The sequence below is a fragment of the Phenylobacterium sp. 58.2.17 genome, from assembly GCF_026411515.1.
Lineage (GTDB): Bacteria > Pseudomonadota > Alphaproteobacteria > Caulobacterales > Caulobacteraceae > Phenylobacterium.
Genome location: NZ_JAPMTQ010000009.1, coordinates 15,114 through 41,768, shown reverse-complemented (window position 1 = coordinate 41,768; position 26,655 = coordinate 15,114). Strand labels below are relative to the sequence as shown.

The 26,655-nt window shown below is 70.6% G+C and carries 27 protein-coding genes; 18 read left to right on the top strand and 9 right to left on the bottom strand.

Annotated elements, in window-relative coordinates:
* Positions 1 to 143 precede the first annotated feature (143 nt).
* From OUA97_RS08665 to OUA97_RS08655, 3 genes are read left to right on the top strand one after another with little or no spacing between them, the layout of a single operon-like run.
* On the top strand, positions 144 to 863 hold the full coding sequence (locus OUA97_RS08665) for a response regulator transcription factor (protein ID WP_267231459.1): 720 nt from the start codon (positions 144 to 146) through the stop codon (positions 861 to 863).
* Positions 860 to 2,164, top strand: a complete 1,305-nt coding sequence (locus OUA97_RS08660; protein ID WP_267231458.1) for a FecR domain-containing protein — start codon at positions 860 to 862, stop codon at positions 2,162 to 2,164. The genes OUA97_RS08665 and OUA97_RS08660 overlap by 4 nt, the downstream gene beginning before the upstream one ends.
* On the top strand, positions 2,161 to 4,458 hold the full coding sequence (locus tag OUA97_RS08655) for a CHASE2 domain-containing protein (protein WP_267231457.1): 2,298 nt from the start codon (positions 2,161 to 2,163) through the stop codon (positions 4,456 to 4,458). The genes OUA97_RS08660 and OUA97_RS08655 overlap by 4 nt, the downstream gene beginning before the upstream one ends.
* 1 nt (position 4,459) lies before the next feature.
* Here OUA97_RS08655 and OUA97_RS08650 read toward each other — a convergent pair whose 3' ends face one another.
* Positions 4,460 to 4,957, bottom strand: a complete 498-nt coding sequence (locus OUA97_RS08650) for a hypothetical protein (protein WP_267231456.1) — start codon at positions 4,955 to 4,957, stop codon at positions 4,460 to 4,462.
* A 348-nt stretch (positions 4,958 to 5,305) separates the two neighbouring features.
* Here OUA97_RS08650 and OUA97_RS08645 point away from each other — a divergent pair, with 348 nt between their 5' ends.
* A complete protein-coding gene (locus OUA97_RS08645; RefSeq protein ID WP_267231455.1) occupies positions 5,306 to 5,965 on the top strand; it encodes a helix-turn-helix domain-containing protein in 660 nt (219 codons plus the stop codon).
* Between the two features lie 58 nt (positions 5,966 to 6,023).
* Here the strand turns inward: OUA97_RS08645 and OUA97_RS08640 are convergent, their stop codons facing one another.
* Together OUA97_RS08640 and OUA97_RS08635 are read right to left on the bottom strand one after the other, a co-directional pair.
* Complete coding sequence (locus OUA97_RS08640; protein ID WP_183772915.1) at positions 6,024 to 6,227, bottom strand: cold-shock protein; 204 nt, start codon at positions 6,225 to 6,227, stop codon at positions 6,024 to 6,026.
* 187 nt (positions 6,228 to 6,414) lie between these two features.
* Positions 6,415 to 7,044 (bottom strand): TlpA family protein disulfide reductase, encoded by a 630-nt coding sequence (locus OUA97_RS08635; RefSeq protein WP_267231454.1) that lies wholly within the window; start codon positions 7,042 to 7,044, stop codon positions 6,415 to 6,417.
* On the opposite strand from OUA97_RS08635, the gene argH reads away from it, so the two are divergent.
* The 4 genes from argH to OUA97_RS08615 all read left to right on the top strand — a co-directional run bounded on the left by argH (position 7,045) and on the right by OUA97_RS08615 (position 11,838).
* A complete protein-coding gene (argH, locus tag OUA97_RS08630; RefSeq protein WP_267231453.1) occupies positions 7,045 to 8,478 on the top strand; it encodes an argininosuccinate lyase in 1,434 nt (477 codons plus the stop codon).
* A complete protein-coding gene (locus OUA97_RS08625; protein WP_267231452.1) occupies positions 8,475 to 8,753 on the top strand; it encodes a hypothetical protein in 279 nt (92 codons plus the stop codon). Before argH ends, OUA97_RS08625 begins: the two co-directional genes overlap by 4 nt.
* Entirely contained in the window at positions 8,750 to 10,033 is a 1,284-nt protein-coding gene (gene lysA, locus OUA97_RS08620; protein ID WP_267231451.1) for a diaminopimelate decarboxylase, read from the top strand. Before OUA97_RS08625 ends, lysA begins: the two co-directional genes overlap by 4 nt.
* A 74-nt stretch (positions 10,034 to 10,107) precedes the next feature.
* Positions 10,108 to 11,838 carry an ATP-binding protein gene (locus OUA97_RS08615; RefSeq protein ID WP_267231450.1) on the top strand — a complete coding sequence of 577 codons (1,731 nt, stop codon included), beginning with the start codon at positions 10,108 to 10,110 and terminating at the stop codon, positions 11,836 to 11,838.
* A 109-nt stretch (positions 11,839 to 11,947) separates the two neighbouring features.
* Here OUA97_RS08615 and OUA97_RS08610 read toward each other — a convergent pair whose 3' ends face one another.
* Positions 11,948 to 12,487, bottom strand: coding sequence for a phosphoribosyltransferase (locus tag OUA97_RS08610; RefSeq protein WP_267231449.1), 540 nt, complete (start codon positions 12,485 to 12,487; stop codon positions 11,948 to 11,950).
* On the bottom strand, positions 12,480 to 13,364 hold the full coding sequence (locus OUA97_RS08605; RefSeq protein WP_267231448.1) for a DUF3426 domain-containing protein: 885 nt from the start codon (positions 13,362 to 13,364) through the stop codon (positions 12,480 to 12,482). The genes OUA97_RS08610 and OUA97_RS08605 overlap by 8 nt, the downstream gene beginning before the upstream one ends.
* Before the next feature lie 56 nt (positions 13,365 to 13,420).
* Between OUA97_RS08605 and ftsE the strand changes: the two genes are divergently transcribed.
* Genes ftsE through OUA97_RS08585 form a run of 4 tightly spaced genes read left to right on the top strand, consistent with a single transcriptional unit; the run spans position 13,421 to position 16,351 of the window.
* Positions 13,421 to 14,137, top strand: coding sequence for a cell division ATP-binding protein FtsE (ftsE, locus tag OUA97_RS08600; protein WP_267231447.1), 717 nt, complete (start codon positions 13,421 to 13,423; stop codon positions 14,135 to 14,137).
* Positions 14,134 to 15,021, top strand: coding sequence for a cell division protein FtsX (locus OUA97_RS08595; RefSeq protein ID WP_267231446.1), 888 nt, complete (start codon positions 14,134 to 14,136; stop codon positions 15,019 to 15,021). The genes ftsE and OUA97_RS08595 overlap by 4 nt, the downstream gene beginning before the upstream one ends.
* Positions 15,018 to 15,635, top strand: a complete 618-nt coding sequence (locus OUA97_RS08590; protein WP_267231445.1) for a YdcF family protein — start codon at positions 15,018 to 15,020, stop codon at positions 15,633 to 15,635. The genes OUA97_RS08595 and OUA97_RS08590 overlap by 4 nt, the downstream gene beginning before the upstream one ends.
* A 5-nt stretch (positions 15,636 to 15,640) precedes the next feature.
* Positions 15,641 to 16,351, top strand: a complete 711-nt coding sequence (locus OUA97_RS08585) for a lysophospholipid acyltransferase family protein (RefSeq protein ID WP_267231444.1) — start codon at positions 15,641 to 15,643, stop codon at positions 16,349 to 16,351.
* A gap of 36 nt (positions 16,352 to 16,387) precedes the next feature.
* On the opposite strand, the gene OUA97_RS08580 is transcribed toward OUA97_RS08585, so the two are convergent.
* A complete protein-coding gene (locus OUA97_RS08580) occupies positions 16,388 to 16,927 on the bottom strand; it encodes a gamma-glutamylcyclotransferase (protein ID WP_267231443.1) in 540 nt (179 codons plus the stop codon).
* Here OUA97_RS08580 and OUA97_RS08575 point away from each other — a divergent pair.
* On the top strand, positions 16,926 to 17,993 hold the full coding sequence (locus OUA97_RS08575) for a DUF2125 domain-containing protein (RefSeq protein WP_267231442.1): 1,068 nt from the start codon (positions 16,926 to 16,928) through the stop codon (positions 17,991 to 17,993). The two genes, OUA97_RS08580 and OUA97_RS08575, sit on opposite strands and share 2 nt — an antisense overlap.
* Before the next feature lie 168 nt (positions 17,994 to 18,161).
* Here OUA97_RS08575 and OUA97_RS08570 read toward each other — a convergent pair whose 3' ends face one another.
* Positions 18,162 to 18,737, bottom strand: a complete 576-nt coding sequence (locus OUA97_RS08570) for a DJ-1/PfpI family protein (RefSeq protein ID WP_267231441.1) — start codon at positions 18,735 to 18,737, stop codon at positions 18,162 to 18,164.
* Between the two features lie 72 nt (positions 18,738 to 18,809).
* Positions 18,810 to 20,057, bottom strand: coding sequence for a M24 family metallopeptidase (locus OUA97_RS08565; protein WP_267231440.1), 1,248 nt, complete (start codon positions 20,055 to 20,057; stop codon positions 18,810 to 18,812).
* A 141-nt stretch (positions 20,058 to 20,198) separates the two neighbouring features.
* Between OUA97_RS08565 and OUA97_RS08560 the strand changes: the two genes are divergently transcribed.
* The 4 genes from OUA97_RS08560 (at position 20,199) to OUA97_RS08545 (ending at position 24,005) form a co-directional block, all read left to right on the top strand.
* Positions 20,199 to 20,963 carry a class I SAM-dependent methyltransferase gene (locus tag OUA97_RS08560; protein ID WP_267231439.1) on the top strand — a complete coding sequence of 255 codons (765 nt, stop codon included), beginning with the start codon at positions 20,199 to 20,201 and terminating at the stop codon, positions 20,961 to 20,963.
* Between the two features lie 119 nt (positions 20,964 to 21,082).
* Complete coding sequence (locus OUA97_RS08555) at positions 21,083 to 21,889, top strand: chorismate mutase (protein ID WP_267231438.1); 807 nt, start codon at positions 21,083 to 21,085, stop codon at positions 21,887 to 21,889.
* 59 nt (positions 21,890 to 21,948) lie between these two features.
* A complete protein-coding gene (gene hisC / locus OUA97_RS08550) occupies positions 21,949 to 23,079 on the top strand; it encodes a histidinol-phosphate transaminase (RefSeq protein ID WP_267231437.1) in 1,131 nt (376 codons plus the stop codon).
* The gene (locus OUA97_RS08545) at positions 23,076 to 24,005 is read left to right on the top strand and encodes a prephenate/arogenate dehydrogenase family protein (RefSeq protein ID WP_267231436.1); all 930 of its coding nucleotides are present in this window, start codon (positions 23,076 to 23,078) and stop codon (positions 24,003 to 24,005) included. The genes hisC and OUA97_RS08545 overlap by 4 nt, the downstream gene beginning before the upstream one ends.
* A 160-nt stretch (positions 24,006 to 24,165) precedes the next feature.
* Here OUA97_RS08545 and OUA97_RS08540 read toward each other — a convergent pair whose 3' ends face one another.
* Positions 24,166 to 26,196 carry an elongation factor G gene (locus OUA97_RS08540; protein WP_267231434.1) on the bottom strand — a complete coding sequence of 677 codons (2,031 nt, stop codon included), beginning with the start codon at positions 26,194 to 26,196 and terminating at the stop codon, positions 24,166 to 24,168.
* Positions 26,197 to 26,318: 122 nt separating this feature from the next.
* Between OUA97_RS08540 and OUA97_RS08535 the strand changes: the two genes are divergently transcribed.
* Complete coding sequence (locus tag OUA97_RS08535; protein WP_267231433.1) at positions 26,319 to 26,651, top strand: DMT family transporter; 333 nt, start codon at positions 26,319 to 26,321, stop codon at positions 26,649 to 26,651.
* Positions 26,652 to 26,655: the final 4 nt, after the last annotated feature.

Genomic DNA, 26,655 nt, shown 5'->3' with positions numbered 1-26,655 from the left:
CCCCATGGGTAGTCCAGGCCCCTAGCCGATAGGTGTAAACTTCCGGCGCATTTACACTTGTTTACCGCCCCTAGCCGGACCATGGCTGTAGTTCTTCTGTCGGCGCCGGCTCCCTGCGGCGTCGATGACGATCCCGATCGAGCATGCGTATGAGAATTGCGGCGTTGGAAGACGACGACGCCCAGAGAGAGGCGATCGCTCGCCTGTTGGTGAGCGGCGGGCACAACTGCCAGTGCTTTCAACTGGCGACGCCGCTGATCGCGGCTCTGCGTCGCGAGACCTTCGACCTGCTTGTCCTCGACTGGAACCTGCCCGACATGAGCGGGCTGGACGTCGTGACGTGGGCGCACAAGAACCTCACCCCGTGCCCGCCGATCCTGCTGCTGACCAGCCGCTCGTCCGAGGCCGACGTCGTCGCCGGCCTGAACGGCGGCGCCGACGACTATGTGGTTAAGCCGGTCCAGTCGGGCGTGCTGCTGGCCCGCGTCAACGCCCTGCTCCGCCGCAGCTATCCCGATCGCGCGACCGGCGGGGTCGAGACGCACGGCGAGTACCGCTTCAATCTCCCCGCCGAACAGGTGACCCGCGACGGCGAGCCCGTGCCCCTGACCGCCAAGGAATTCGGTCTGGCCCTGCTCATGTTCCGCAACGTCCATCGGGCGCTGTCGCGCGGCCACATCCTCGAGGCGATCTGGGGGCGCAACCCCGACCTGCCGACCCGCACGCTCGACATGCATATCTCGCGCATCCGCAGCAAGCTCGAGCTGCGCCCGCAGAACGGCTACCGCCTCGCCCCGGTGTACAGCTACGGCTACCGGCTCGAGCGGCTCACCGAGGACGCGCCGGAAGAGGCCGAGGAATGAGCTGGAAGCGGGCGGCGATCGCCGGACTGGCGCTGCAGGCGCTCGCCGCCGCGCCGGCCCTTTCGGCTGAACCGGTGGAGAGCTACGTCGTCCAGCCGGGCGACACGCTCTATGAGCTGGGGCGCCGCTACTTCGCCGGCGGCGACTACCGCGCCGTCCAGCGGCTCAACCGCATCGCCGATCCGCGGCGGCTGAAAGTCGGCAGCCGGCTGAAGGTCCCGGCCCGGCTGCTGAAGGTCACGCCGATCGAAGCCCGCGTTGCTGGCTTCCGCGGGGCAGTCACGGTCACCGCGGGCGGCCGCACCCTGCCCGTCTCCACCGGCATGATGCTCAAGGAGGGCGCTGTCGTCGCCACTGGGCCGAACGCCTTCCTGCGGCTCGACCTGCCCGACGGCACGCACCTGTCGCTGCCGTCCCAGAGCCGCGTGCAGCTGGGCAGGATGACTCTGGTGGAGATGACCGGGGTCGTGCGCCGCGACCTGCAGGTCCAGGGCGGTCGGCTGGAGTCCGACGTCACCCCGCTGCGCGATCCGCGCGACAGCTACACCGTGCGTACGCCGATGTCGGTGTCGGCGGTGCGCGGCACCGAGTTTCGCGTCGCCTACGACGAACAGGCGGGTCGGGCCAGCACCGAAGTCATCGAGGGGCTGGTCGCGGTCAGCGCGGACCATGACGGGGCCGACGTCGCGGCCGCCTATGGCGCGGTCGCCACCGCCGACGGCGTCTCCGACCCGATCCAGCTCGCCCCGCCCCCTGGCCTCGCCCAACCCGGCCGGATCCAGGACGAGCAGACCGTGCGCTTCCAGCTCGTCGCGCCCACGGCTGCGGCCGGCTACCAGGTACGCCTGGCCGTCGACGCCGGCTTCGTCGAGGTGCTGGAGGAGACCGCCGCAAGGGGCCAGGAGATCGCGCTCGGCGAGTTGCCGGACGGAGTCTACTTCCTGCGCCTGGCTGCGCTGGACGACAACGGCCTGCTTGGTCTGCCGGCCACCTACGCCTTCGAGCGGCGCCTGAACACGCTGCGGGCCGAAGCCCCGGTAGCCTCGCGCGACGGCGGCGTGCGCCGCTACAAATTCCGCTGGCAGGCCGGCGGCCTGGGCGAGCGCACCTACCGGCTCCAGCTCCTGCGCGAGGGCGCCGAGGCGCCGGTCGTCGACGAGGCCGGCCTGACCATGCAGGAATTGACCGTCACCGACCTGGCCCCCGGCGTGTACAACTGGCGCGTGATGTCGCGGACCTTCGCCGGCGGGGGCTACTACGAGAAATGGACGCCCCTCGAGCGGTTCGAAATCGGCCGTTGAGCGCACGCGCCGGCAAGCTTGGGGCCTGGTCCGCACGCCGGCGGGTGATCGCCGAGTGGGTGCTGGTGGCGCTGGCCGTATCGGCCATGGTCGTCGCCCTGGTGCTGACCCGCGCGACTGAGCGCGCCGACAACGTGGTCTTCGACACCGTGTCGGGCTGGGGCGTGCGCGCGCCGCACGAGGACATCGTGGTCGTCGCGATCGACAACCGCAGCCTCGCCGAGCTCGGCCGCTGGCCCTGGCCGCGCGGCCGCCACCAGGCCCTGCTCGAATCCCTGGCCCGATACGGCCCGCGCGCGGTCGCCTACGACGTCCTGCTGGTCGAGCCGGACCCGACGCCCGGCGCCGACGAGGCCCTCGCCGGCGCTCTGGCGGCCGGCCCGCCGGTCTTCCTGCCCCTGACCTTTGACGTCCCTGGACCGGACGGCGCGCCCTACGAGGTGCTGGCGCCGATCGCCCCGCTCGCGGCCCGCGCCGCCGGCCTCGGCCAGGTCAATGTCGACTTCGACAGCGACGGCGTCATCCGCCGCACCTACATGGTCGAGCGCGACGGGACCCGCGCCTGGCCGCATCTGATGGCTTTCATGCAGGCCGCCGCCGAGGGGACCCCTAGACCGGCCAGCGCCGGCGCCGCGTCCGGCCCGGCCCGCGCGCCGTTGCTTCGCGAAGCGCCGCTGCTGGTCTCGTTCGCCGGCCCGCCCGGTCACTTCCGGACCGTCTCCTTCATCGACGTCGTCAACGGCGCGACCCCCGCCGAATTCCTGCGCGACAAGCTCGTCCTGGTCGGCGCCACCGCCGACGGGCTGGGCGACCGCTACGCCACACCGCTCTCGCACCGCACCGAGATCATGTCGGGCATCGAGCTGCAGGCCAACCTGCTCGACACCCTGCTGACCGGACGCGCCATCACCCCGGCCGGGCCCGGTCAACTGCTGGCCTTCTCGCTGATCCCGCTGGTCCTGGCCCTGGCCGGGTTCCTGCTGCTGCGGCCACGCGCCAACCTGCTGCTCGGCGGCGCATTGGTGGCCGCGACCATCGTCGCCAGCGCCGTGCTGTTGCTGCAGGCGCAGGTCTGGGCGCCGCCCACCGCAGCCCTGGCCGGGCTGATCCTGCTCTACCCGCTATGGAGCTGGCGGCGGCTTGAGGCGACCAGCGCCTACATGCTGCGGGAGCTGCGCGCCTTCTCGCAGGAGCCCGACCTGCTCTCGGCCCTGGCCCAGCGCCGAGGCGGCCCGCCCACCGACGTCATCGACCGCCAGGTGGCGCTTATGCACGCGGCCATCGACCGGGCACGCGACCTGCGCCGCCAGGTGCTCGACGCCCTGCAGGGCCTGCCCGACGCGACCCTGGTCACCGATCTGGCCGGCCAGGTGCTGATCGCCAACCGCGAGGCCGAGGCCCTGTTCGGCGACGACCCGGCGGGCCGTCCGGTGGCCCAACTGGTCGCCAGCCTCTCGCCCGAAGCCGGGGCCCTCGACCTGGCGAGCCAGGCCGCCGACGCCGAGCTCACCGTCCCCGACGGTCGCAGCTTCGCAATCCGCCGCACCCCGCTCAGCGAGGCCGGCGGCGACCAGGTCGGCTGGATCGTCCGTTTCACCGACGTCACCGCGCTCAAGGACGCCGGCCGCCAGCGCGAGCACATCCTCGAACTGCTGACCCACGACATGCGCTCGCCGCAGGTCTCGATCCTCACCCTGCTCGGCAGTTCCGAGGCCAAGGCCGCCGTCGCCGCCCCGGTCGCCGACCGCATCGCCGGCTACGCGCGGCGCACCCTGTCCCTGGCCGACAACTTCGTGAACCTCGCCCGCGCCGAGGCCGACGCCTACGCCGCCGAGGTGCTCGATCTCGGCGAGGTGCTGCTCGACGCGGTCGACGACCTCTGGCCGCAGTCCTCGGCCCGCCAGATCGCGGTCGTCGCCGCCGAGACCGACGGCGAAGTGCTGGTCGAGGGCGACCGCGCCCTGCTGACCCGCGCCCTCATCAACCTGGTCGACAACGCCATCAAATATTCACCGGCCGGCGCGCGGGTGGACTGCGCGGTGCGGATCGAGGACGGGCAGGCGGTCTGCACCGTCGCCGACCAGGGCGAGGGCATGAGCCCGGCCCAGCTGGCCAACCTGTTCAAGCGCTTCCATCGGGTCCGTCCCAAGGGCGGCGAGCGGATCGACGGCGTCGGCCTCGGCCTCTCCTTCGTCCATGCCGTGGTCCAGCGGCACGGCGGGCGCATCGACTGCGCCAGCACGCAAGGCCAGGGCGCCAGCTTCACGGTGCGCCTGCCGCTGGCGAACGCCTAGATCAGGAGCTCGGCGCGAGCCGCCCCGCCACCGCCGCGTTGAGGCCGGCCTCGGCCTCGCCGCAATCGGGCGCGCGCCCCATGGCGCTGGCGCGCACGCGATAGGCCTCCGCCCCGCTCGCCGCCTCCAGGACCCGCGCGGTCAGCGTGCAGAGCTGGCGGCTGCGCGGCGACCACCACCGGCGCTTTTCCGGCGCGGCCACCCAGGCGTCCGGCGTGGCGTCGGCGGCCGGGCGCGGCCCGGCATAGGCGCCGACCTTCTGCGGCCGCTCGCTGTAGCTCAGCTCGACCAGGTAGCCCTCGCCCGGCGCCTCGCGCACCGCCAGGCCCTCGGCCTGCAGCGTCTTCGCCATCGGACCGGCGCCCTGGCTCTCGGGCGCGAACGCCAGGCCGCGCGCGCGCAGATCCGGCCGCACGCCGCTCTCGACCACGTCGATCTTGTTGGAGACGCATCCCGCCAGCAGCAGGGCGAGGACGCACGCGACAGGGACTCTCGTCATCTCGAGCCAGACTTGGACATGGCCCGAGTATGGTCATTTCACCGGATGAGTAAATCGCGCCGCCCCGCGCCGCTTGCGGCCAGCCCACGTACAGAACCTGCGCCGCCGCCGTCACCCGCCATAGTAGTAGCGAAATCGCGCGCTAGCGACGGCTGTCTGCAAATTGCGGAATTCGCCAGAGCTACAACCCTTCCGGCAGCTGGGGACGGCGCTACGGCCCTGCTTCAAATCGTCGCCGAACTCAGCCGTAAGGTGAAATATCCGGCGCGACCCGCGAACGCGCTCAACCTAGCCGTCGCCGTCCTGCAACCGCGTTTGGTCTAGGTGAACAGCGATCCTGAGGCGAAATTGGCCGAATTCTCGCCTCTCGGCCGCTTGCACGCATCGATTTATTCGCAGAACAAAGCTTTCGGACCGCGAGTATTCGAAAGCCGCAAAACGCGTTCGCTGAGCATGCTCGGCAATCGTCGGCCTGAGCGCCAACAGTACTCTTTTCAAAGGAGAATTATGGGCCTTAACTTCCTTGAATCCAAAAGCGAACCTCGGGGCCTTCACTCCGGCGGCGGACCTTTGGGTGAGGAGACCACAATGTCTGCTGAACCTTCCAACAAGACCCCCGATCCGATGGACGTGGCCCTCGGCGCCGCGGTCAGGATCCGTCGAAGGACGATCGGCATGTCGCAAGAGGCGCTTGCCGAACAGTGCGGCGTAAGCTTCCAGCAGATCCAGAAATACGAGAACGGCGCCAACCGGATCTCGTTCTCCCGGCTCGTTCAGATTGCGCGGGCGTTGCGATGCCGGGTTGTGGACCTGATGGACGTTCTGGACACCCCGGCCGGCGAAGGCGACGTCGACCTTCTCAGCCGAATGCGCACGCCAGGCGCGCTTGAGTTGTTGAGCGCCTTCGAGCGCCTGCCGCAGGAAGCCAGGTCCTCCCTGGTCAATCTCCTGCGGGTGATGACCGACCCCGAGGCCGGCCAGCGGGCGCGCCAGAAGGAAGTGGCCTGAACGAAACGAGCGCCGGCCCTCGCAGACCGGCGCTCGTCGCCTGAGTTCTGTATGGACGCTAGAGCGGCTTCAGGTCGACCGCCGCGATCTTGCCGCGCTCCTCCCGCTCGACGAACTCGAGCTTCTGGCCCTCGTTCAGGCTGCGCAGGCCCGCACGTTCGACCGCGGAGACATGGACGAAGACGTCCTTGCCGCCATTATCCGGCTGGATGAAGCCGTAACCTTTGGTGGTGTTGAACCACTTGACCGTCCCGGTGGCCATAACGCTTTCGTCTCCCTGACTAGCGTTCCAAACAAGGCACGCTCGACGCGCGCCCTGAAACAATCTCAAGTCTGGGAAGGCTGGTTCGATCCGCAAGGGCGGGGAATGAACGTCTGCAGGCCCAAGTCCGGATTGCGGGCCAAATTTTTGCACACGGCCAGGCTGGGCGGTCAACAGAGAACGCCGGTCAATTTTCCGCCAGAACCTTGTCGATCAGGGCCTTGGCGTCCTTGCCGGACCAGTCGGCGTCGCCCGCCAGCCGGCCGCGCTCCACCCCGTCGGCGCCATAGATCACCGTCGTCGGCATGCCCGCGGCCGGCGGCTTGAAGGCGAACGGCAGGGCCATCTTGGGGTCGTGATAGAAGGCAAGCGGCGCGTGCTTGGCGATGAAGGCGCGGGCCTTGTCGGCGTCCTGCGGACGGTCGACGCTGATCGCCACCACCTGCACCGGCTTGCCCTCATAGCTGGCGGCCAGCTTGGCCAGGGTCGGCATTTCGATCACGCACGGGGCGCACCAGGTGGCCCAGAGATTGACCACCGTCACCTGCCCCCGGAAGTCGGCGATGCGCTTGGGCGCGCCATCGGCGTCCAGGAAGCTGGCGGCCGGCGGCGCGGCCGCTTCCAGCGGGACATCGAACTTGGCCATCTCGCCCTTGGCCAGAGACTTCAGGTCGGTTTCCCGCTGGGGGTTTATGGAAGCCTGGACGATGATGTAGACAACCGCGGCGACGCCAGCGACGGCGACGCCCCGAAGCGCCCATTTCAACGGGAAGGCCTTGGGTTCCCCAGCGGCTTTCTCGGCAGACTTCTCGTTCATATGACGCACTCTTCCTCGACTGGCGCCGGACACCCGGCGCAAGCGCCCCAAGACGGGGGCCAGGCCATGTGGGGCGGACGGTTCTCGTCCAAGCCGGCCGAATTGATGCAGGCGATCAACGTCTCCATCGGGTTCGACAAGCGGCTCGCGGCCCAGGACCTGGCCGGATCCCGCGCGCACGCGGCGATGTTGCTCAAGCAAGGCGTGATTTCAAGCGAGGACGAAGCCGCCATCCAGGGCGGGCTGCAGGCGATCGAGGCCGAGATCGCCGCCGGGACCTTCCCGTTCCGCGACGAATACGAAGACATCCACATGAACGTCGAGGCGCGGCTGCGCGAGCTGATCGGCCCCGCGGCCGGCCGGCTGCACACCGCCCGCTCGCGCAACGACCAGGTGGCGCTCGACTTCCGCCTCTGGGTCCGCGACGCCTGCGACCGCACCGTCCGCCAGGTCCAGGCGCTGCAGCGCGCCCTGGTCGCCAAGGCCGAGCCGCACGCCGCCACCCTGATGCCGGGCTTCACCCACCTGCAGCCGGCCCAGCCGGTGACCTTCGGCCATCACCTGATGGCCTATGTCGAGATGTTCGGCCGCGACGCCTCGCGCTTCGCCGACGCCCGCGCGCGGATGAACGAATGCCCGCTGGGGGCGGCCGCCCTCGCCGGCTCGCCGTTCCCGATCGACCGCCACGCGACCGCCCAGGCGCTCGGCTTCGCCGCCCCGACCGCCAACTCGCTGGACAGCGTCTCGGACCGCGACTTCGCCCTCGAAAGCCTCTCGGCCGCCAGCCTCTGCGCCGTGCACCTGTCGCGCCTGGCCGAAGAGATCGTGATCTGGATGACGCCACAGTTCGGCTTCGTGAAGCTGACCGACGCCTTCACCACCGGCTCGTCGATCATGCCGCAGAAGAAGAACCCCGACGCCGCCGAGCTGATCCGCGCCAAGGTCGGCCGCGTGCTCGGCTCGCTGACCCAGCTGACCGTGGTCATGAAGGGCCTGCCGCTGACCTATTCGAAGGACATGCAGGAGGACAAGGTCCCGACCTTCGAGGCCTTCGACGCGCTCCAACTGTCGCTGGCCGCCATGGCCGGCATGGTCGCCGACCTGGAACCGAACGCCGAGCGCATGGCCGCCGCCGCCGGCGCCGGCTTCTCGACCGCCACCGATCTGGCCGACTGGTTGGTGCGGACCCTCGACATGCCGTTCCGCGACGCCCACCATGTCACCGGGGCTGCGGTGAAGAAGGCTGAGGGCCTGGGCGTCGATCTGCCCGGCCTGCCGCTCGCCGAACTGCAGGCCATCGAGCCGCGGATCACCGCGGCCGTCTACGACGTGCTGACGCCTCAGGCGTCGGCCGCCAGCCGCATGAGCTACGGCGGAACCTCGCCGGAGCAGGTCCGCGCCCAGGTCGCGCGTTGGAAGGAGAAGCTCGGATGAAACTTCACCCCCTCGCTGCGATCGCCCTGATCGGCGCGGCCGCCCTGGCTGGCTGCGGCAAGATGGGCGAGCTCGAACGTCCCGGTCCGATGTTCGGCAAGGGCTCGGGCGCCGACGCCGGCGCCGACCCGGCCCGCGCGGTCCGCACCGTCGATCCGCGCACCCGCGACGACCGCCCAGCGCCGCCGCGCACCCTGCCGATCGACTCCGCCCAGAACCCGACCGCCAGCGCCCCGCAGGGCGCCCTGCCCGATCCGTACGCGAACCCCAGATGAATCATTTTGAGCTGAAGGGCGGCGAGCTCTTCTGTGAGGGCGTGTCCCTGGCCGACATCGCTTCGGCGGTCGGCACCCCGGTCTATGTCTATTCCAGCGCCACCTTCGAGCGGCACTATACGGTGCTGCGCGACGCCCTGGTCGCCGAGGGCATCAAGGGCGACGACGGCGGCGATCCGCTGATCGCCTTCGCGGTCAAGGCCAACTCCAACCTGGCCGTGCTGCGTACCCTGGCCAAGCTCGGCGCCGGCGCCGACACGGTGTCCGAGGGCGAGGTCCGCCGCGCCCTGGCCGCCGGCGTCCCGGCCGAAAAGATCGTCTTCTCCGGCGTCGGCAAGACCGAGGGCGAGCTTGCCTTCGCGCTCAAGGCCGGGGTCGGCGAGATCAACGTCGAGTCCGAGCCCGAGATGCGCCTGGCCAGCCAGGTCGCCCAGTCTCTAGGGACCCGCGCCACCATCGCCATCCGCGTCAATCCGGACGTCTCGGCCGGCGGCCACGCCAAGATCTCGACCGGCAAGTCCGACAACAAGTTCGGCGTCTCGTTCTCCGAGGCCGAGCGGCTCTACGCCAACGCCTCGAACGATGCGGGTCTTAGGCCCGTCGGCGTCACCTGCCACATCGGCAGCCAGATCACCGACCTGGAACCGATGGCCCAGGCGTTCGCCAAGATGCGCGGCCTGGTCGAGCGCCTGCGCGGCGAGGGCCTGTCGGTCAAGCGCCTCGACCTCGGCGGCGGTCTCGGCGTGCCCTATTTCAACCAGCCCGAGCCCCCCTCGCCGGCCGACTACGCCCGCATGATCGCCAAGACCATGAACGGCCTGGACGTCGGCTACGCCTTCGAGCCCGGCCGCATGATCGCAGCCAACGCCGGCGTGCTGCTGGCCCGGGTCCAGCACATCCACGAACGCCCGGAAGGCAAGAAGTTCGTCGTCCTCGACGCGGCGATGAACGACCTGATCCGCCCGGCGATGTACGACGCCTATCACGAGATCGTCCCGGTCCGCCCGCGCGCGGGCGAGCCCGTCGTCTACGACGTCGTGGGCCCGATCTGCGAGACCGGCGACACCTTCACGCGCGAGCGGGCCATGCCGCCGCTGCAGGCCGGCGACCTCGTCGCCTTCCTCAGCGCCGGCGCCTACGGAGCGGTGATGTCCAGCGAGTACAACAGCCGCCTGCTGGTCCCCGAAGTGCTGGTCAAGGGCGGCGCCTACGCCGTCGTGCGCCCGCGCCCGAGCTACGAGGACATGCTCGCCAGAGAGGCCCCCGCCCCCTGGCAGTAACCCGCGCGCTAACCCTATCTTGAAACTCCGTGCTGCACATTGTCGCGGGACTTGGGGCGGGTGCGGGTCGGAACGTGGCTCTGAAGGAGATGCTGGACGACGGCGAGGACGGCGCGACGCTCGCTCAGAGCAAGCGCAGCCGTATCAGCCGTCTGGTCCTCGCTACCCTGGTGGGGGCGCTGCTCGGCTACCAGTTCGGCTGGAAGGCGGTCTGCGCCTGGATCGCCGTCAGCGCCGTCCTCGAACTGGTCCTGCTGGCCAGTCACCTCAGCTTCACCCGCAACGTCCGTAAGGATCGCAGCAAGACCCGCTGGGAACGGCTGGCCCCCGCGGTCACCTTCAGCCTCATCTGGACCGGCATGGCCGTCGGCTGCTGGATCTACGGCTCGGAGGCCGCCCGCTTCGGCGCCCTGCTGGTGATGTTCGGCATCCTTCTCGAAGGGCTGAAATACGCCGCTCTCAGCCGCGCGGCGTTTCTCGCCATCGTGCCTTTTCCGGCCGCCGCCCTGGCGATCGCCCCCCTGACCTCGGGGGATTTCAGCGGCCGCGGCGCGGTCTTCGCCGCCGGCGCCCTGGTCGCCCTGGCGATCTGCGTGATCCATGTGTCGCGCGCGCTGCGCGCCAACGCCGTGGCGTTGGAAAAGGCCCAGGCCGAGGCCCAGGAGGCCAACCGCGCCAAGTCGGCCTTCCTGGCGATGATGAGCCATGAGCTGCGCACCCCGATGAACGGCGTGCTCGGCATGGCCCACGCCTTGGCGACCACCAAGCTCAGCCGCCGGCAAGCCGACTATCTCGACATGATCGTCCAGTCGGGCGACGGGCTGATGGCGATCCTCAACGACATCCTCGACCTCTCCAAGATCGAGGCCGGCAAGCTCAACCTCGAGAGCGTCGGCTTCGACCTCGAGAAGATGGGCCGCCAGACCTTCCTGCTGTGGAGCGAAACCGCCCGTCAGAAAGGCCTTGAGCTGACCTTCGACATTGATCCGGCCGCGCCGACCTGGCTGGTCGGCGACCCGGTGCGCGTGCGCCAGATCCTGCTGAACCTGATCTCCAACGCCCTGAAGTTCACCGAGCAGGGCACGGTCGCCGTCCGTATCGCGCCCCTCGCCCCCCAGGGGATCGAGATCGTCGTCGCCGACACCGGCGTCGGCATGCGCCGCGACCAGCTCGACAACCTGTTCCAGGCCTTCTCCCAGGCCGAGGTCTCGACCACCCGACGCTACGGCGGCACGGGGCTTGGCCTCTCGATCTGCCGACAGCTGGCCGAGATGATGGGCGGGTCGATCCGCGTCGACAGCGAGCCGGGCTCCGGCTCGACCTTCCGTGTCGCCCTGCCGCTCGCGGCCGGCGCGCCGCCCGCCCCGGCCGAGGCCGCGCACGAGACCGTCAGCCTCGAAGGCCGCCAGGTGCTGGTCGTCGACGACAACAAGGTCAATCAGGCCGTCGCCCGCGCCATCCTCGAGGCCGCCGGCGCGGTGGTCAGCCTCGCCGACGACGGGCTCGACGGCTTGGACGTGCTGCGCGCCGGCCATGTCGACGTGGTGCTGATGGACGTCCACATGCCGCGCATGGACGGCATCGAGGCCCTGCGCTGCATCCGTGCCGGAGAGGCCGGAAACCGCGGCGTTCCGGTCCTGGCGCTGACCGCCGACGCGATGTCGGACGAGTGCGAGCGGCTGATCGCCCAGGGCTTCGACGACGTGCACCCCAAGCCGATCCAGCCAGCCGAGCTGATGTTCACGGTCGCGGCCTGGTGCGCGCGCGCCGATCAGGCGGCCGTGCTGGCCGCCAGCGCCGCCTAGACCCTTTCCGGTTCAGGTGGATCACCTGAACCGGATAAAAAGGGTCTATCTTCAAAAATTGAGAGCGCGACGGGCGTTTCAACCGGCTTCCACTTGAAGCTGTCGCGCTCTAGTCCATCGCCCCGATATAGGGCAGGCCGCGCAGCGCGCCGGCCGCGTCCATGCCGTAACCGACCAGGAACCTGGCCGGCGCCTCCCAGGCCACGAAGTCCGGGGTGATCGCCCGCGGCGTCGGCCAGGGCTTGCTGGCGAACACCGCGGTCAGCACGCGGCTGGCGCCGGCGTCGCGCACTAGCCGGTGCGCTTCCGACAGCGACAGGCCGGTATCGATGACGTCGTCGATGACCAGCGCCGTGCGCCCGGCCAGCGGCCGTTGCAGGTCGGCGCGCACCTCGCAGCGCCCCAGACTGGCGCGCTCGTCGCCGTAGGAGGCCAGCCAAAGGGCATCGAAGCGCACGAAGCGGCCGGCCCGCGCCAGCGCCCGGGTCAGGTCCGAGGCGAACCACAGCCCGCCGGTCAGCAGGCAGACGGCCACCGTCTCGTCATCGATCGCCGGGGCGATCTGGCGGGCCAGCGCCTCGACGCGGCCGGCCACCTCCTGCTCGGTCAGCAGGACGGTGGGAGCGGGCTGGGCGACAGGATCAGTCATGGGACGGAAGGGCGTCTGGGCTGCCCGGGGGCAGCGGCTGGGCTTCGACCGGCGCGAGCGCGGGCGCTGGCGGCTCGGCGGCGGGACGCAGGGCCGGGCCGGCCGCCTTCGGGGCGGCCGGCGTCGGGTCGCTCTGCTTGACGTTGAGGTTCACCGGCTCGCGCGGCGCGAACGCCACCTCCAGCTCCTTGGCGCTGGCTGGCGGGTCGAGCAGCGCGATCGCGAAGTGACGGGTCTCTCCGGGCGGGATGCGCGCGTCGGCCGGGCGGGCGATCTTGGTGGCCACGGCCTCGCCCTCGGCGTTGAGCAGGCTGATGCGCAGCGGGGGGGTCACCACCGGCTCGTTCTCGATGTTGCGGATCATGCCCGACACCGACAGCGCTGCGTGGCCCTCCTGCAGCGACGGCTCGAAGCGCACGCCCTCGATCACCAGCCCCAGGCTGTTCACCGGCAGGCCGACGCCGGCATAGGCGCTGGCCGCCCGCGGCCAAAGTCGCACCACGTCGACCCGGAAGATGATCGCCAGCGCGATCATCACCACCAGCGCCGCGGCCATGCCTGCCCAGATGACGCCGGTGGCCGCCGCCTCGCGCACGCGCCGGTCGGTGTCGGCCTTGGCGCGGAACGCCCGCGGCAGTTCATCGCCGCTCAGTTCGCGGACCGGCTTGTCGGCGACCGCCTCCGGCTCGGGCGCCGGTTCGCGCGCCACCGCGCCTTCCTCCTCGGAGGTTTCCAGCTCCAGCGATTTTTCGGGGAGCGCAGGGGTCGCAGTCCAGCGCGCGCCGCAACTGGCGCACTTCACCAACCGGCCATCCGCGGGGATCTTGGAATCGTCCACGAAATAGCTGGTGGCGCAGTCTGGACAGGTCAGTATCATGACAGCCGAATCGGACGCTCCAGCAACCTCCACCGAGGTCGCCGATTTCGGCCCCCATGTCCAGAAACCCGAACGCCACAGGCGCCACCGACGCCGATCACGCCGTTGTCCGCTTCGATGATGTGTCGATGCGCTATGGTCGCGCCCCCGAGACTTTGAAGGACCTGACCTTCTCGCTGGAGCCGGGGTCGTTCCACTTCGTGACCGGCGCCTCGGGAGCGGGCAAGACCTCGCTGTTGAAGCTTTTGTTCCTGGCGGCCAAGCCGTCCAAGGGACTCATGCACCTGTTCGGCCAGGACGTCTCGACCATCGCGCGCGAGGCCCAGCCTTTCCTGCGCCGCCGCATCGGGGTGGTGTACCAGGAGTTCAAGCTGCTCGATCACCTCTCGGTGTTCGACAACACCGCCCTGCCGCTGCGGATCGAGGGGCGCAAGCCGGACACCTATCGCGACGACGTCGCCGAACTTCTGGCCTGGGTCGGTCTCAAGGATCGGATGCACGCCATGCCCGCCACCCTGGCCGGCGGCGAGCGCCAGCGCCTGGCCATCGCCCGCGCCGTGGTCAACCGCCCCGAGATTCTTCTGGCCGACGAGCCGACCGGCAATGTCGACCCCGACATGGCGCTGCGCATCCTCAAGCTGTTCGTCGAGCTGAACCGCCTGGGCGCCACGGTGCTGTTCGCCACGCACGATCAGGACCTGGTCGCCCGTTCCGGCATGCCGGTGCTGCACCTGGAGCACGGCCGCCTGGTCGCGCAGGGAGCCCGCCGATGAGCGACTTCGACGTCGCCCGCTGGCGGCCCGCCCCGTTCCTGCCGGAATCCGACGCCCGCGACGGGTCGCTGACCTTCGTGGTGGCGGTGCTCTGCTTCCTGGCCTGCCTCACCCTGCTGGCGGTGCTCGCCGCCGACCGCGCCGCTCGCGACTGGACCGACCAGCTCGAAGGCCAGGCGACGATCATCGTGCGCCCCAAGGCCAACGAGACGCCCGACGGCGCGGCGGCCCGAGCCGCCGAGACCCTGGCCGGGGTCGACGGCGTCGCCGAGGCCCGCGCCATCGAGCGCGAGAAGGCCGAGGCGCTGATCGCCCCATGGCTCGGCGACGCCGACCTCTCCGACCTGCCGGTGCCGCGGCTGGTGGCCGTCCAGCTCACCCGAGAGCAGCCGGCCAGCGCCGCCGCCCTCGACCAGGCGCTCAAGGCCCAGGGCCTCGACGCCGTCGTCGATGATCACTCCGTCTGGATGGCCGACATTCAGCGCTCGGCCCGCACCGCCCGCTGGGCCGGGTTGGCGGTGTTCGGCCTGATCGCCGTGGCCGCCGCGGCGGTCGTCGCCTTCGCCACCCGCGCAGGGCTCGCGGCCCGCCGGGAGGTGGTCGAGGTGCTGCATCTCTCCGGCGCCGAGGACAGCTTCATCGCCCGCCTGTTCCAGGCCCGCTTCGCGCGCATGGCCGCCCTGGCGGGCTTGTTCGGAGCCGGCGGCGCGGCGATCATGGGCGCCGTATTGCGTCTGGCCGGGGGAGGCCAAGGATTGTCGCCGGTGCTGCCGATCGCCTGGATCGACCTGCTGTTCGTCCTGCCCGCGCCGCTGGTGGCCGGCGGCGTGGCGGCGCTGGCCGCGCGCTTCACCGCCCAGGCGATGGTCAGGGACCTGGCGTGAAAGGCCTCTTCGCCCTCCTCGTCGCCGCCGCCATCTGGGCGGCCGGACTGCTCGCCTTCGCCGAGCGGGTGGAGCGCTCGACGCCGGCCCCCGAGCCGGCGGCCGCCGACGGCGTCGTCGCCCTGACCGGGGCCGGCTCCAACGAACGCATCGGCGCGGCGGTCGAGCTGCTGGCCGACGGCAAGGCCCGCCGCATGCTGGTCTCCGGCGTCAGCCGCGAGGCCTCGCGCGAGGATATCCGCGTGGTCAGCCGCGCGGTGCGCCGGCTGTACGACTGCTGCGTCGACCTCGGCTTCGACGCCGCCAACACCCTCGGCAACGCCCGCGAGACCCAGGAATGGGCGCGGGCCATGCGCTATGACAGCCTGATCGTGGTCACCGCCGACTACCACATGCCGCGCGCCATGCTCGAACTGCGCGGCGCCATGCCCGACAAGCGCCTGACCCCCTACCCTGTCGCGACCTCGGTGATGAACGCCGGCCGCTGGTGGCGGACCAGCGGGGCTGCGCGGCTGATGGTGACCGAGTACTGCAAGTATCTGGCGATCCTGGGCCGCGAGGCGGTGCTGGGCCTGGGCCCCCGCAACGAACCGGCCCCGCCGAAGAAAGGCTGACCTTTTTGACGACCCTGCGCTCCCTGGCCTTCGCCTTCCTGTTCTACCTGTGGTCCGTCCTCGTCGCGGTCGGCTGCGCGATCGTCGTCCTGCCCGCCCCGCGCAGCTGGTGCACCGGCATGATGCGCATGTGGGCCAAGGGCATCATCGTCCTGCTGCGGGTGGTCTGCGACATCAAGGTCGAGGTCCGCGGCCGCCAGCACATGCCGACCGGCGCGGCCCTGCTGGCCCCCAAGCACCAGTGCATGTTCGACGTCTTCGCTCAGTTCGCCTTCATGCCGGACGCCTGCTTCGTCATGAAGAAGGAGCTGATGTGGATCCCGTTCTTCAGCTGGTACGCGCTCAAGGCCAAGATGATCGTCGTCGACCGCGAGGGCCACTCCGCGGCCCTGCGCAAGCTGGTCAAGGACGCCCAGGAACGCTTCGCCGAACACCGCCAGGTGATCATCGCGCCAGAGGGCACCCGCACCGCGCCGGGCGCCGCGCCCGACTACAAGCCCGGCATCGCCGCCCTCTACCGCGAGATCGACGTGCCCGTGCACCCGATCGCCACCAACGCCGGCGTCCACTGGCCCAAGCACGGCTTCACCCGCAAGCCGGGCACCATCGTCTTCGAATACCTGGAACCGATCCAGCCGGGCCTGAAGCGCGCCGAGTTCATGCGCACCCTGCAGGAGCGCACCGAAACCGCCTCGAACGCGCTGCTGGAGCTGTGACGCGATTTCCCTCCTCATGAACGGGAGGGAATATCCTCACCGCGCCGCCAGCTCTCGCGCCTCGACCATGCCCAGCAGCTTCTCCATCACCGGGTCGTGCACCCCCATCTCGCAGAGGTGGACGACCAGGTCGCGCAGGTAGTCGACATTGCGCCCGGACAGCCCATGGGCCCCGGCGATCAGCTCGGCCTGCTTCTCCAGCGACAGCGCCCCGGCCCACTGCGGATGGTGCACGTCCGACAGAAAGACCAGGGTCTCGACCCTGTGGCCGTTCGCCAGCCGGATGTTGGCCTTGGCCTCGACATAGGTCTCGGTCGGCTGTTCGCGCTCGCGCAGGTACTCGTAGGTCGCCGGCCAGTGCTCCTCGGCGACCCGATAGGCCGCCCCGCGCACCGCGCCGCCCGGCGCCAGGCCCAGCACCAGGCCCGGCCGCTGGTAGGTGCCGCGATGGTGCACCGAATAGATGCAGAAGGCGCGACGCCGCCCGTGTAGGGTGGCGCTCTGGCGCTCGACGAACTCGAACCCCGGACGCCACATCAGCGACCCGTAACCGAAGACCCAACGCTCAACCGACATGGCCCGCCGCGACAATCCCGCTCCGCCTTCCACCCGTGTGCCCGATCCGGCGCACCACCGCAAACCCCGACGCGCGGCGCTCTATATCCCGTTCATCCTCGCCGGCGCGGCCGCGCTCGCCTGGAGCGGCGCCTGGGTCTATGCGCGCGGCGAGGCGGCCAAGCGCCTGGAGGCCGGCGCCGAGCAATTGCGCAAGGCCGGCTACGACGTCGCCTGGAGCAACCAGCGGATCTACGGCTACCCGTTCCGGCTCAACATCCAGCTCGACGACGCCAAGGTCCGCGAGCCGTCCGGCTGGGCGCTGGCCGCCCCCAAGCTCGAGGCCCAGGCCTTCATGCACGGCCTGTCGTCCTGGGTGCTGGCCGCGCCCCAGGGCCTGACCTTCACCCGCCCGGTCGGCGGCCCGGTCGAGGTCAAGGGCGAGGTGATCCATGCCAGCCTCGCGGGCCTCGACCAGCCGCTGCCGCGCTTCTCGTTCGAGGGGACCAAGCTCGCCTTCACGCCGACGCCCGGCGCCCAGCCGTTCGCGCTGTCGGCCGCCGACAAGGTCGAGTTCCACTTCCGCCCCGGCCCCGACGACCAGGCCGCGGTGTTCTTCAAGGTCGACGCCGGCAAGGCCCGGCTCTCGGGCCTGTTCGCCCACATCGCCGGCGACAAGCCGATCTCGATCTCCTGGGACTCGCTGCTCTCCAAGATCAGCGCCTTCAAGGGCGCGAACTGGCCCGAAGCGGTCCGCGCCTGGACCACGGCGGGCGGCCGCATGACGGTGCGCCAGGCCGGGATCACCGCGGGCGAGGCGGTGATCGGCGCCCAGTCCGGCGTGCTCAGCGTCGGCTATGACGGCCGCCTGAACGGCACGCTCGACGTCACCCTGCGCGAAGCGCCCAAGGCGCTCGGCGCCATGGCCGAGACCGGGGTCATTCGTCCGGAGGCCGCCATGGCCGCCTCGGCGGTCGCCGCCGCCCGCCAGGGCAACGACGACGTCGCCCGCGCCAACGTCACCTTCCAGGCCGGCCAGACCACCCTCGGCCCGGTCGCCATCGGCCCGGCGCCGAAGGTGTACTGACGCCTCACCGCATCCCTCCCGCCCCGTGTCATCCCGGAAAGCCCAAAGGGCTTTTCCGGGACCCATTCGCGCCGCGCGGGCCGAATGGGGCGACGCGCGGCGAAACCTCGCCCATCCGCTGTTCACGGGTCCCGGTCTTGCTGCGCAAACCGGGATGACAGGCAGAACCTACCCCGCCAGCTCCGCCGCGCACATCGCCCGGAACTGCGCCAGGCTCTCGGCCCGCTCCGGATGCAGCGCCCCCAGCACCTCGATCGTGAAGGTCACCGGCGCCGAGCCGGCGGCCGTCACCAGCGTGCCGTCGCGCACCGCCGCGGGGCTGTCGACATAGAGGTCCCAGGCCCGATAGCCCGGCGTGTAATGGCGCATGAAGTCGAGCGCGTTCGAGGTGTGCCGTCGACTGTCCAGCAGGCCGGCGCGGGCCGCCGCCACGGTCCCTGCGCAGATCGCCCCCACCACCTTGCCGGCCGCGTCCGCGGCCTGCAGCACCGGGGCGATGTCGGGCGCATCGGCGCCGGTCCAGCCGTCCGAGCCGATCACCACCAGCGCGTCATAGGCCTCGGGCCGCAGATCCTCGATCGCCGCGCCCGGATCGATGGTCATGCCGCCCATCGAGGTGACCGGCCGTCCGCCCGGCGTATGGAACGAGGTCGCTCCGTCGAAATAGGTCCGCGCCGCTGCGCTCAGCTGCGCGTGCTCCCAATCGGCGAAGTCGATGACGATGAAGGCGATGTGCTTGCCCATGGCGATACTCCAGACGCGCGATGACGAAACGCATCATCGCCGCTTCCGGCGCCAGAACCTGTCAGCAGGTTGTCAGCCCATCGGCCGGTCGATCGAGGTCGGCGGCGTGGAGAACCAGCGCGGCCCCTGCTCGGTCATATGGAGGCAGTCCTCCAGCCGCACCCCGAACCGGCCGGGCAGATAGAGCCCCGGCTCGTTGGACAGGCACATGCCCGGCGCCAACCTGGTCGCCTCGCCGCGCACGAAGTTGATCGGCTCGTGGCCCTCCATACCGATGCCGTGCCCGGTCCGGTGGGACAGGCCCGGCAGGCCGTAGCCAGGCCCATAGCCCAGGCTCTCGTAGTAGCGGCGCACCGCATCGTCGACGGCGCCGGCTGCGACGCCGACCTGCGCGGTTTCGAACGCGATCTGCTGGCCGCGCGCCACCTCGTTCCAGACCTTGCGCTGGGCGCCTGTCGGTTCGCCGAACACGAAGGTTCGCGAGATGTCCGACTGATAGCCCTCGACCGTGCAGCCGCAGTCCATCAGCACGATCTCGCCCTCGCGCACGATCTGCGGCTTCTCCGAGCCATGCGGCAGAGCCGCACCCTCGCCGACCAGCACCATCTCGAACTCCGGCGTCCCGCCCAATGCGCGGGTGGCCTGGTTCATGATCGCCCCGACCTCGGCCTGGGTCATGCCGCGTTCGACCTTGCCGTGGGTGTAGCGGTAGGCCGCGACCGTCACGTCTGCGGCCAGCTGCATCAGCGCCAGCTCGGCGGGCGACTTGATCATCCGGCAGCCGCGCACGACGTCGGCGCCGGAAACGAACGTCGCATCGGGCAGCCGCCGGGCCAGGCCGTCATGGACGAAGAAGCGGACCGTCTCCTCGACCCCGATCCTGCCGGCCGCCAGCTTCCGGGCCTTCAGCCAGTCGGCGACGACCAGGGCCGGGTCCTCATCCTCCTGCCAGACCCGCACCTGCGCCGGGACCGCCAGGGTCTCGCGCACTGACGGCTCCTCGAAGTGCGGCGTGACGATCAGCGTCTCGCCCTCGACCGGGATGATCGCGGCGGTCACCCGCTCGCTGCGCCACCAGCGCACGCCGGTGAAATAGGTCAGCGAGGCGCCGGCCTCGACTACCAGCGCCGACAGCCCCTGCGCCTTCATCAGCCGCTGGGCCTTGGCCATCCGCGCCAGGCGTTCCTGCGGCGAGATCGGAGCCGCCCCGCCGGTGATCTTCGCCAGCCCCTCGACCTGCGCCGCCGCGGCGCCGCCGAGGCTCAGCGCCAACCCGGCGCCCGCCGCCCCGGCCAGGAAGCTCCGTCGATCCAGCCCCATGCCCATCCCCCCTTTGGGCGAGGCGCCCGCCGCCCCGCTCGCCTATCTGAGCCGAGCCGTCGGCGGGCTCAAATCGATAACAACGATATTCCCGAACCGTCCTTGCACAGCTAGCCTGCCGCCAAAAGGAGAGGCGTCCCCATGACCCAGCGCACCAGCATCCTCGCCCTCGTGCTCGCCGCCGGCCTATCGGCTTCGGCCCTGGCGACCTCGGCCTTCGCCGCGCCGCCGGCCAACATCGCCGCGGCCCTGGCCGATCCGGCGCGTCCCCCCGCCGACGTCGCCCGCGACGGCGCCCGCAAGCCCGGGGAACTGCTGGCCCTGGCCGACATCAAGGCCGGCGACAAGGTGGCCGACTTCGTGATCGGCGGCGGCTACTTCACCCGCATTCTCTCGGCTGCGGTCGGGCCGACCGGCCACGTCTACGCCTACCAGCCGGCCGAATTCATCAAGTTCCAGGCGTCCTACGGCGAGAACCTCAAGAAAGTGGCCGACGCCTACAAGAACGTCACCCCGCTCGACGCCAGCTTCCAACAGCTCGACCTGCCCGACGGCCTCGACGCCATCGTCACCGTCCAGAATTATCACGACCTCTACCTGAAGCCGTTCCCGTCCGGGATGGCCGCCAAGGTCGACGCCGAACTCTTCAAGTCGCTGAAGCCCGGCGGCGTGCTGCTGGTGGTCGACCACGCCGCCCTGCCCGGCTCGGGCATCAGCGCCGCCGACAGCCTGCACCGCATCGACCCCGCGGCGGTAAAAAGCGACCTGAAGGCCGCCGGCTTCGTGCTGGAGAGCGAAAGCCCGCTGCTGGCCGACGCCGCCGATCCCCACACCGCCAGCGTCTTCGACCCTGCCATCCGCGGCAAGACCGACCAGTTCGTCCTGGTGTTCCGCAAGCCCCGCTAGCCGCCTGCGCCGCCTTGCGCGGCAACAGGTATCTAGTGCAACTTTTTTGCGGCGAAGGGGCCTATTGCGCCTTCGCCTGCGATGACCTATGCGCCAAACCTTCGTTTTCGGGGGAAAGTATGGCCAAGGCCGATCCCAAGTCCGCTCCGCCGACCCTCGAGGCCGTACGCGCCCGCATCGACGCGATCGACGCCCAGCTGCTGGCCCTGGTCGACGAGCGCGCGGGCCTGGCCGTCGAGGTCGCCGCCGCCAAGGCCGCGGCGGGCGATGCGGATAGGTTCGCCCTGCGCCCCGGCCGCGAGGCCCAACTCATCCGCAGCCTGCTCGACAAGCCGCGCAACGCCGCCCGCCCCGGCCTCGTGGTGCGCATCTGGCGCGAACTGATCGGCGACAGCCTCTCGCGCCAGGGCCCGTTCCACATCAGCGTCTTCGGCGGCCGCGATCCCGGCCGCGCGGTCGAGGGCGCGCGCCTGCGCTTCGGCGCGGCCGCCTCGCTGCGCCAGGTCGCCCGCCCCGAGGACGCCATCGCCGGCGCCAAGACCCTCGGCGGCGTCGCGGTGCTCGCCCTGTCGTCCGACACCCCCTGGTGGGGCCGCTTGCTGGCCGAGCCGAAGCTGAAGGTGTTCGCCGCCCTGCCGTGCCTGTCGGCCTGGGGTCCGAACACCGCCCTGGCGGTCGCCGACGTCGAGGTCGAGCCCACCGGCGCGGACCTCACCTACTGGGTCACCGACGCCGGCGGCTCGGCCCAGGCTATCGAGTCCGCGCTGGGCCGCGACGGCGTCGCCGGCGACCTGATCGCCGAAGCCGGCGGCCTGAAGCTGTTCGCGCTGATGGGCTTCTATCAGCCGGGCGACGAGCGGCTGGCCCGCGCCCCCGGCCGCCTGACCGGCGTCATCGGGGCTGCGCCGGCGCCGATCGACGTGTAAGACGGCGCTCCCCTCCGTCGCCGCCGAACCCCCGCTGCCGAACCCCCGCTGCCGCACCCATGTCCGACACTGTTCTCGACCGCGCCTCCGCCCCGCGCCCGACGCCTAAGCCGGGCATCCTCGACATCGCCCCCTACGTGCCGGGCAAGTCGAAGGTCGAAGGGGTCGAGCATCCGCTGAAGCTGTCGGCCAACGAGAACATCCTCGGCTCCAGCCCCGCGGCGCGCGAGGCGTTCTCCACCGCCTTCGACCAGCTGCAGATGTATCCGGACGGGCGCGCGACCATCCTGCGCGAGGCGCTGGCGGCGACCTACGGTCTGGAGCCCGAGCGCCTGTTGTTCGGCTGCGGCTCGGACGAGATCTTCCAGCTGCTCAACCAGACCTTCCTCGAACCGGGCGACAACATCGTCCAGGGCGAGTTCGGTTTCGGCGCCTACGCCATCGGCGCGCGGGCCTGCCAGGCGGAAGTGCGCATGGCCCCCGAGCCCGGCTACCGCATCGACGTCGACGAGCTCCTGAAGCTGGTCGATGCGCGCACCCGCATCGTCTTCGTCGCCAATCCGGCCAACCCGACCGGCACCTGGAATTCGGGCGCCGAGATCCGCCGCCTGCACGCGGCCCTGCCGCCCAGCGTCGTGCTCTGCCTCGACGGCGCCTATGCCGAGTTCTGCGACGACCCGGCCTACGAAGACGGCATGTCGATGGTCCGCGAGTTCGAGAACGTCGTCGTCACCCGCACCTTCTCCAAGCTGCACGGCCTGGCCGCGCTGCGGGTCGGCTGGGCCTACATGCCGCCGGAAATGGCCGCCGCCGTCGACCGCATCCGCCTGCCGTTCAACGTCAATATCCCGGCTCAGCTGGCGGCCGTCGCCGCCCTCGGCGACGATGACTTCCAGCGCCGTTCGCTCGACCTCGTGAACCGCTGGCGCCCCTGGCTGGCCCAGCAGCTCGGCGGCCTCGGTCTTGAGCCTTTGCCCTCGGCCGCCAACTTCGTGCTGGTCGGCTTCCCGACCACGCCGGGCAAGACCGCCAAGGAGGCCGACGCCTTCCTCAGCGCCCGGGGCCTGATCACCCGCAATGTCGCCGGCTACGGCCTGCCCAATCACCTGCGCATCACCATCGGCCTCGAAGAACACAACCGCGCCGTGGTCGAGGCCCTGCGCGAATTTCTGAACGGAGCCGGCGCATGAGCGTGATCTACCCGCGCATGGCGGTGATCGGCTGCGGTCTGATCGGCTCGTCGGTGATCCGCGCCGCCCGCGAGGCCGGCGCTGTCGGCCACGTCTTCGTCGCCGACGCCAGCGAGACACACCGCGCCCGCATCGCCGAACTCGGCTACGCCGACGAGGTCACCGGCGACATCGGAGAGGCGGTCAAGGACGCCGACCTCGTGGTCCTCGCCGTGCCCGTGCTGGCGATGGGCGAGGCCGCCGCCGCCGCCGCCGCGGCATTGAAACCCGGCGCCACGGTCACCGACGTCGGCTCGGTCAAGGGCAGCGTCGCCGACGCCATGGCCAAGGCCCTGCCCGCTGACGTCTTCGTCATCCCCGGCCACCCGATCGCCGGCACCGAGCATTCGGGCCCCGACGCCGGCCTCGCCGAGCTGTTCCAGAACCGCTGGGTGATCCTCACGCCTCAAGCCCGCGACGACGAGGCCTATGTCGAGGCGACCGGCCGCCTGGCCGAGTTCTGGCGCGCGCTTGGCGCCAATGTCGAGCAGATGGACGCCGGCCACCACGACCTGGTGCTGGCCGTCACCAGCCACCTGCCGCACCTGATCGCCTACAACATCGTCGGCACCGCCGCCGACATGGAGGAGGTCACCCAGGCCGAGGTGATGAAGTACTCGGCCGGCGGCTTCCGCGACTTCACCCGCATCGCCGCCTCCGACCCGACCATGTGGCGCGACGTCTTCGTCGCCAACAAGGACGCTGTGCTCGAAATCCTCGGCCGCTTCACCGAAGACCTCCAGGCGCTGTCGCGCGCCATCCGCTGGGGCGAGTCCGACAAGCTCTACGACCTCTTCACCCGCACCCGCGAAATCCGCCGCGGCATCATCGCCGCCGGCCAGGAAAGCGCCGAACCCAACTTCGGCCGCGACCGCGGCAAGCACTAGCCGACCCCGGCTGTCGTCCCGGTTTGCGCAGCAAGACCGGGCCCCATGAACACCCGTTGGTTCAATCCCTGGCTGGGCCGAGCCTCATTCCGCAGCCGCGACGCGAATGGGTCCCGGACAAGCCCTGCGGGCTTTCCGGGATGACACCATTTGGTTGACCTCACCCTGCGTGCTGCTCGCCCTTGGCCACCTGCTCGGCCAGCCTGCCGGGCAGCTCGGCCATGTGGTCGAATTCCGCGGTGAACTCGCCCAGCCCCTGGGTCAGGCCGCGCAGTTCCTGGATCAGGTCCTGGCGTTCGGCCCTGGGCAGGCACACCTCGATCTCGTCCCAGCCGCTCCAGCCTTCACGCGGCGCAAAGCCGAGGATCTGGCCGCGCCGCGCCGACACCGCCTGGGTGATCTTCGAGGTCGAGGCCTGCGGCGCGTGGATGATCAGCTTCTCGACCGGCTCCAGCAGATAGGGCGCGGCGGCCCGCACCCCCTCGCTCATCGCCAGCCGCCCAGCCGCCCGGAAGCTCATCTCCGAGGAGTCGACGCTGTGGTACGAGCCGTCGACCAGCACCACCTCGACGTCGGTCACCGGAAACCCGAAGGCGCCGCGTTCCATGGCGTCGCGCACGCCCTGCTCGACCGAGGGGATCCATTGCTTGGGCACCACCCCGCCGGTGATCTTCTGCGAGAACGAAAAGCCCTCGCCCCGCGCCCGCGGCCTGATCTCCAGCACCACGTCGCCGAACTGGCCATGGCCGCCGGTCTGCTTCTTGTGCCGCCCGCGCTGGGTGACCGGTTTGCGCAGCGATTCCTGGTAGGAGACCTTCGGCCGCCCGGTCGCCGCCTCGACCCCGAACCTGCGCTTCAGCCGCTCCAGCAGCACGTGCAGGTGCGCCTCGCCGCGGCCGGAGACGATGGTCTCCTGGGTCGCCGGATCCTGGGCGACGACAATGGCCGGATCCTCCTCGGCCAGCTTGTTCAGCGCCGCCGACAGCCGCACGTCGTCCTTGCGGTCCTTGGCCGAGATCGACATCGAGTAGAGCGTCGCCGGCGGGAACGCCGGCTGCGCCAGGCTGCGGGCCTTGCCGTCCATCGAGGCGACCATGCCCGGCATCGCCGCCTCAAGCTTGCCGATCGCGACCACCTCGCCTTCGAGCGCCTTGTCGGTCTTCTTGCCGCTTGGCGAGGAGAAGGTGATCAGCCCGCCGGCCCGGGCCTTGTCGCCGCCGCTCAGCGTCAGCTCCTGGCCGTCGGCCAGCTCGCCCTGCATCACCCGGCCGTAGGCGATCTTGCCCGCCTGGCCGGCGTACGAAGTCTTGAAGATGTAGGCGCAGGGCCCGTCCAGTCCCATGCGTGCGGCCGCCGCCACCACGTCCGGCGTCTCGTGCCGCAGCGCCTTCAGCAGCCGCCTGATCCCGAACCCGTTCAGCGCCGAGCCGAAGAACACCGGCGTGATCAGCCCTTGCGCCAGGTCGGCCACCAGATCGGCGAACACCGCGTCCTGGCTGGGGCTGAGGTCCGAAAGCAGCTGTTCCATCAGCTCGTCGTCGAAGTCGGCCAGTTGCTCCAGCATATGGAACCGCGCGTCGGCCTCCAGCGCCGCCATGTCGCCGCTGAGGTCGACCTGCCGGCTCGGCTGGCCCGGCCGGTAGACGAAGGCCCGCTCCAGCGCCAGGTCGACGAACCCGGTCACGTGCTCCTTCTCGACCAGCGGGATCTGCCGGGCGACCAGCCGGTTCCCTGAGGCCGGGGCCAGGGCCGCCATCAGCTCGTCCAGCCCGCCGCGCGCCTGGTCGATCTTGTTGACGAACACCGCATGGGGGACCCGCCGCGCCTCCAGCTCCTTGAAGATCGGCTGCAGCAGATGCGCGCGCGTCGGGTTCGGATCGGCGACGATGATCGCCAGGTCGACCGCCGGCAGCACGAAGTCCTCGGTCCCGGCGAACTCCGGCGATCCGGGACAGTCGATCACCGCATAGCGGTCGCCCATGAACTCGAAGCCCGCGACGTTGAACTCGATGGACTGCCCGCGGGCCCGCGCCTCGGGACTGGCGTCGCCGACGCTGGCCGAGCCGACCTCGCCCTGGCGCGGAATCGCGCCGGCCGCGAACAGCATGGCTTCCATCAGGGTTGTCTTGCCGGCTCCCGCCGCGCCGACGAGGGCGATGGCGCGTGCGGCGCCGGATCCTGGTCTGCCCATGGCAGGCCCTCCCAAGCTGGAGGCGCCCGCCTCTTGGGAGCGGGCGCTCGTGACCCCGACCGGCTATATGCTTCCACCCGCTTGGCGATCTGCACAAGCGCCGAGTTCGATGAGGAGCAGGGATGAACGGTTACGCCTGGCTGGGTCTGGCCATCGTCGCAGAAGTGATCGCCACCAGCGCGCTGAAGGCCTCGGACAGCTTCACCCAGCTGCTCCCGTCGCTGGTGACCGCGGTCGGCTACGGGATCGCCTTCTACTGCCTGTCGCACTCGATGAAGACGGTGCCGGTCGGCGTCGGCTACGCGATCTGGTCGGGCGTCGGCATCGTGCTGATCACCGCCATCGCCTGGGTGCTGTTCAAGCAGAAGCTGGATGCCCCGGCGCTGATCGGCATGGGCCTGATCCTGGTCGGCGTCCTGGTGATCAACATCTTCTCCAAGAGCTCGGCCCACTGATCGG

Coding starts and splice junctions, on each gene's coding strand:
- OUA97_RS08545 (WP_267231436.1), top strand. CDS start 23,076: ATGAGCGTGATCTACCCGCGCATGGCGGTGATCGGCTGCGGTCTGATC.
- OUA97_RS08660 (WP_267231458.1), top strand. CDS start 860: ATGAGCTGGAAGCGGGCGGCGATCGCCGGACTGGCGCTGCAGGCGCTC.
- OUA97_RS08565 (WP_267231440.1), bottom strand. CDS start 20,057: ATGGGGCTGGATCGACGGAGCTTCCTGGCCGGGGCGGCGGGCGCCGGG.
- OUA97_RS08535 (WP_267231433.1), top strand. CDS start 26,319: ATGAACGGTTACGCCTGGCTGGGTCTGGCCATCGTCGCAGAAGTGATC.
- OUA97_RS08650 (WP_267231456.1), bottom strand. CDS start 4,957: ATGACGAGAGTCCCTGTCGCGTGCGTCCTCGCCCTGCTGCTGGCGGGA.
- OUA97_RS08570 (WP_267231441.1), bottom strand. CDS start 18,737: ATGGGCAAGCACATCGCCTTCATCGTCATCGACTTCGCCGATTGGGAG.
- OUA97_RS08560 (WP_267231439.1), top strand. CDS start 20,199: ATGACCCAGCGCACCAGCATCCTCGCCCTCGTGCTCGCCGCCGGCCTA.
- OUA97_RS08610 (WP_267231449.1), bottom strand. CDS start 12,487: ATGACTGATCCTGTCGCCCAGCCCGCTCCCACCGTCCTGCTGACCGAG.
- OUA97_RS08575 (WP_267231442.1), top strand. CDS start 16,926: ATGGCCCGCCGCGACAATCCCGCTCCGCCTTCCACCCGTGTGCCCGAT.
- hisC (WP_267231437.1), top strand. CDS start 21,949: ATGTCCGACACTGTTCTCGACCGCGCCTCCGCCCCGCGCCCGACGCCT.
- ftsE (WP_267231447.1), top strand. CDS start 13,421: ATGTCCAGAAACCCGAACGCCACAGGCGCCACCGACGCCGATCACGCC.
- OUA97_RS08555 (WP_267231438.1), top strand. CDS start 21,083: ATGGCCAAGGCCGATCCCAAGTCCGCTCCGCCGACCCTCGAGGCCGTA.
- OUA97_RS08640 (WP_183772915.1), bottom strand. CDS start 6,227: ATGGCCACCGGGACGGTCAAGTGGTTCAACACCACCAAAGGTTACGGC.
- lysA (WP_267231451.1), top strand. CDS start 8,750: ATGAATCATTTTGAGCTGAAGGGCGGCGAGCTCTTCTGTGAGGGCGTG.
- OUA97_RS08580 (WP_267231443.1), bottom strand. CDS start 16,927: ATGTCGGTTGAGCGTTGGGTCTTCGGTTACGGGTCGCTGATGTGGCGT.
- OUA97_RS08540 (WP_267231434.1), bottom strand. CDS start 26,196: ATGGGCAGACCAGGATCCGGCGCCGCACGCGCCATCGCCCTCGTCGGC.
- OUA97_RS08665 (WP_267231459.1), top strand. CDS start 144: ATGCGTATGAGAATTGCGGCGTTGGAAGACGACGACGCCCAGAGAGAG.
- argH (WP_267231453.1), top strand. CDS start 7,045: ATGACGCACTCTTCCTCGACTGGCGCCGGACACCCGGCGCAAGCGCCC.
- OUA97_RS08605 (WP_267231448.1), bottom strand. CDS start 13,364: ATGATACTGACCTGTCCAGACTGCGCCACCAGCTATTTCGTGGACGAT.
- OUA97_RS08635 (WP_267231454.1), bottom strand. CDS start 7,044: ATGAACGAGAAGTCTGCCGAGAAAGCCGCTGGGGAACCCAAGGCCTTC.
- OUA97_RS08595 (WP_267231446.1), top strand. CDS start 14,134: ATGAGCGACTTCGACGTCGCCCGCTGGCGGCCCGCCCCGTTCCTGCCG.
- OUA97_RS08625 (WP_267231452.1), top strand. CDS start 8,475: ATGAAACTTCACCCCCTCGCTGCGATCGCCCTGATCGGCGCGGCCGCC.